This window comes from Pedobacter sp. HMWF019, from assembly GCF_003061025.1.
Classification (GTDB): Bacteria; Bacteroidota; Bacteroidia; order Sphingobacteriales; family Sphingobacteriaceae; genus Pedobacter.
The window spans coordinates 1-4,146 of record NZ_QAIL01000296.1 but is presented as its reverse complement, the minus strand read 5'-3'; the positions used below and the strand labels follow the sequence as shown (position 1 = coordinate 4,146).

The window sequence follows — 4,146 nt, the reverse complement described above, 5'->3', positions numbered from 1 at the left end:
ATTGTACACAATATGTTAAGTCTTATTTTATTAACATTAAGTTAACAAATCTTAGGCTGATTTCCTATCTTTGCGGCCAAAACAAAACACAAAAATTCACGTAAAAAAACGATCAAGTATGAGAAACTCTTTACTCATTTTCTTATTTTTCCTTTTTACTGCTTCTGTTGCCTTTTCACAGGTAACATCAAGTAGTGTATCCGGGAGCGTAAAAGACGCTAAGGGAGGTGTCCTGCCGGGTGCATCTGTCAGAGCGACACACGTACCATCCGGAACTTCCTATGCAGCCGCTGCCAATAAAGACGGATTGTTCAATATTCCGGGTATGCGTATTGGAGGTCCTTACAAAATTGAAGTGACTTATGTCGGTTTCAATAAAAGCACTTATACAGATATAACGCTGGAATTAGGCCAGCCTTTTATACTGAATGCAGTATTATCTGATAGCGGTGTGCAGTTAAATGCAGTATCTATTACCGGAACCAAACGTATTGTCAATGCAAAATCAGGTGCCAGCACCAACATCAACAAGACTGCTTTGGCTACATTACCTTCCTTTTCAAGAAGTATTACAGACTTTACCCGTATCACACCTCAATCTACAGGTACAAGCTTCGCCGGTCGCGACAGCAGATCCAACAGCATTACGGTTGACGGTGCTAATTTAAACAATACCTTCGGTACCTCATCAGATTTATTGCCTGGCGGTGGTGCACAGCCGATCTCTATTGAATCTTACGATGAGTTGTCCATTAACATTTCTCCATTTGACGTAAAACAGTCTGGTTTTACAGGAGCTGGTGTATTTGCAACAACTAAAAGCGGAACAAATACATTCCATGGATCTGCTTATACTTATTATAAGAATCAATCCTTTAACGGAACTATGATCGGTGATGTTGATATTAGCGCAGCTGTTGCTAAATCAAGCACCCAGACTTATGGCTTTACTTTAGGCGGACCGATCATCAAAAATAAATTATTCTTTTTTGCTAACGCCGAAACAGAAAAAACAACCAATCCAGGTGTTAATTTTTCTCCAAAAGGAGGATCTGGCGTAGGTACAGTTTCTGCAACGCCTATTCAAGATTTAAAGGCCGTATCTGATTATTTAAATACAAAATACGGTTATCAGACAGGTGTATATGACAACTTCCCTGCATTCCAGAACAAAAACACAAAAGTGTTATTGAAATTAGACTGGAATATTAACGATAAAAACAAACTGAGCGTAAAATATAGTTACTTACATGCCACTGCAGATCAGATCATTAATAGTTCTGGTACGCCAAACAGCGGTTCTTATACTTTCACAGGAGCAAATGGGCTACCATCAACACGTGCAAACGGTGGTTTGCCAAATGGTCGCTTCAGCCTTAAATCCATGGGTTTTGAAAATTCAAATTATGGATTCTTAAATAAAGTAAGTACTGGTACTGCCGAATTAAACAGCACCATCAGTCCAAAGTTGTCTAACCAATTGTTGTTAACCTTTAAAAACTACGATAATCCACGTACTTCAAAAGGTGGTGTATTCCCGACTATCGATATCTTTAACGGTGCAGGAGACAACTATATTTCTGCTGGATCTGATCCAAACACCAAATACAACGAGATCATTGATAATACAGTTAGTTTGTATGACAACATTACTTATTATGCTGGCAAACATACGATCACAGGTGGTATCAATTACGAGTTTCAAAAAATAGGCAACTCATTTATGCCGGGTGCTGCTGGTTCTTATATCTACAACTCACTTGACGACTTTTTGAATGACAGGGCACCAATCCAGTTTACCTACAACTATTCTCTGATTCCAGGTGTAGACCAGGTCTTCTCTGCTAATTTAAAAGTAGGTACCATCAGTTTATATGCACAAGATGAGTACGCTGTGAGCGATAATTTCAAAATTACTTATGGTTTACGTGCTGATAAAGGTCTTTATCTGCAGGATCCAGTAGAGAACCCTCAAATTACAGCTTTACAGTTACCAGATGCACTTGGAAACATGACCAGTTACAATACTGGAAAATGGCCGAAATCAAGGATTTTACTTTCTCCACGAGCAGGTTTCAGAGCCAGTTTATTAGAAGATAAATCTTTAGTGATCCGTGGTGGTATGGGTATCTTTACCGGACGCATCCCTTATGTATTCTTAACCAACAGCCCAAGCAACAGTGCGATGTACAATTTTGGTGGTGTTGCTACTGCTGATCAGTTGAAAAACATAAAATTCAGCCCTGATCCTTCTGTTTATGCAAATCTATTCCCTCAGGTTGCAGGAACAGCGCTGCAAAATTCAACAGTTGTGATAGATCAGAATTTCAAATTCCCTCAGGTATTCAGGGCAGATCTAGGTGTGGAAAAAAATCTGGGTAATGGCTTTACGGCTACCTTTGAGGCGATCTATACCAAGGACATCAATGCGACCAGAATGAGAAATGCCAATCTGAAAACACCTACAGGTGTAATTAACGAGGGTGATGGTTCCAGAGTTCGTTATGTAGGCACAAACGGTACTGCTGTTCAAGCCGTTGACAGATCAATTTATCCAAACCTGGGCTCTGTAATCGTATTGGAAAATACAAATGAAGGTTATTCTTCTGCTTTAACTGCACAATTGAGTAAAAACTTCTTTAATGGTTTTAACGCCTCTATTGCTTATACCTACACCAAATCTAAAGAAGCTTTTTCAACAGCAGGTTCAACAGCTGCAAGTGTCTGGTCGGCCACATCTAATGTTGGAACAACCAACGATGTGGAACTAAGAAACTCTGCGAATTATGTACCTCACCGTATTGTAGCCAGTGCATCTTACAAGTTCAATTACTTAAAACATGGTGCAACAACTATTGGTTTGTTCTATGAAGGTCAAGCAGGTAGCAGTCCATTCAGTTATGTAATTAACGGAGATATTAATGGGGATGGTAATGCTTCTTCAGATTTGATGTACATTCCAAAGAGAGCCTCTGATCTGAAATTTACCCAATATACAGCCACAGTAAATGGTGTAGCTTACACCTACACTCCTCAACAACAGGCTGCAGCATTAGAACAGTTTATTAACAACTCTCCATATTTAAGTAAACACAGAGGTCAGTATGCAGATAGAAATGCCGCATTCTCTCCATGGTATAACCGTATTGATGCAAATATCCTTCAGGATTTCTATATCAATACCGGCGGAACAAAACATACTTTACAACTAAGTGCGGTGGTGATCAACCTTCCAAATTTATTGAGCAAGTATTGGGGTATCAGACAATTTAACACCACCAACAGCCCACTTACTTATACAAGTATTGATGCCAATGGTGTTCCTGCTTACAATCTTCGCCAGTTCAATGGAAAATTGATTACTCAACCTTATCAGAATGCAGCTTCGGGCACAACCTGGAGTTTACTGATCGGTGCTAAATACATGTTCTAATTAGACAGGGATTAATTACTTTAAATAAAATACAATGAAAAAATATATAAGTATCGCTTTAACTGCATTTCTGGCCTTAACCCTATTCTCTTGCAGCAAAAAAGCAGATATCGCAGGTATAGAACCTAAATTACCTAACCTGCAGCTAAGCAGCTTAGGTTATCAGCAAAGCAGTCCTTTTACACTGACCACTATTTTACAGGTATATTTTGGCGCTACAGCCAAAGTACCTACCGGAAAGTTTGTAGTTGATATTTTAGAAGGCAGTACTGTGGTTAAAACGGTAACATTTCCTTCCTGGAATGGGAACGACGCCACTTCCACTGATAAGGTAACCAATCATACCATCAGTTATACTTTGCAGGATACAACATATCCGAACACGCAGGTATATAGCGGAAGTATTCTGTTGAAGTTTAGTGCTCTGGGTTTATCTGTTGATAAAACCTATGCACTTAGAGCTTCTGCTTATGCAGCAGATGGTACTACTGTTTCTACAGTGACTCAAAACGGGTTCTTTAAGACAATTGCACCTCCTGCAGCAAATTAAGGTCTGCAACTCAGAAATACAATTACACAAAAAGGGCCGGAGATAATCTCCGGCCCTTTTTGTTATTAAACTTATGTTTTAATTAGTTAAAGTTGTAACGAACTCCGAACTGCATGTAATAAGTAGAAGCGATAGTTTGAGTTACACCGAAGCTGTCTCTAAC

The 4,146-nt window shown here is 39.2% G+C and carries 2 protein-coding genes; both read left to right on the top strand.

The window, feature by feature from the left end; all coding sequences use genetic code 11:
- Window positions 1-118 precede the first annotated feature (118 nt).
- Window positions 119-3,433, top strand: a complete 3,315-nt coding sequence (locus tag DBR11_RS16875; protein ID WP_108553822.1) for a carboxypeptidase-like regulatory domain-containing protein — start codon at window positions 119-121, stop codon at window positions 3,431-3,433.
- Between the two features lie 34 nt (window positions 3,434-3,467).
- Window positions 3,468-3,983 carry a hypothetical protein gene (locus DBR11_RS16870; RefSeq protein WP_108553821.1) on the top strand — a complete coding sequence of 172 codons (516 nt, stop codon included), beginning with the start codon at window positions 3,468-3,470 and terminating at the stop codon, window positions 3,981-3,983.
- Window positions 3,984-4,146: the final 163 nt, after the last annotated feature.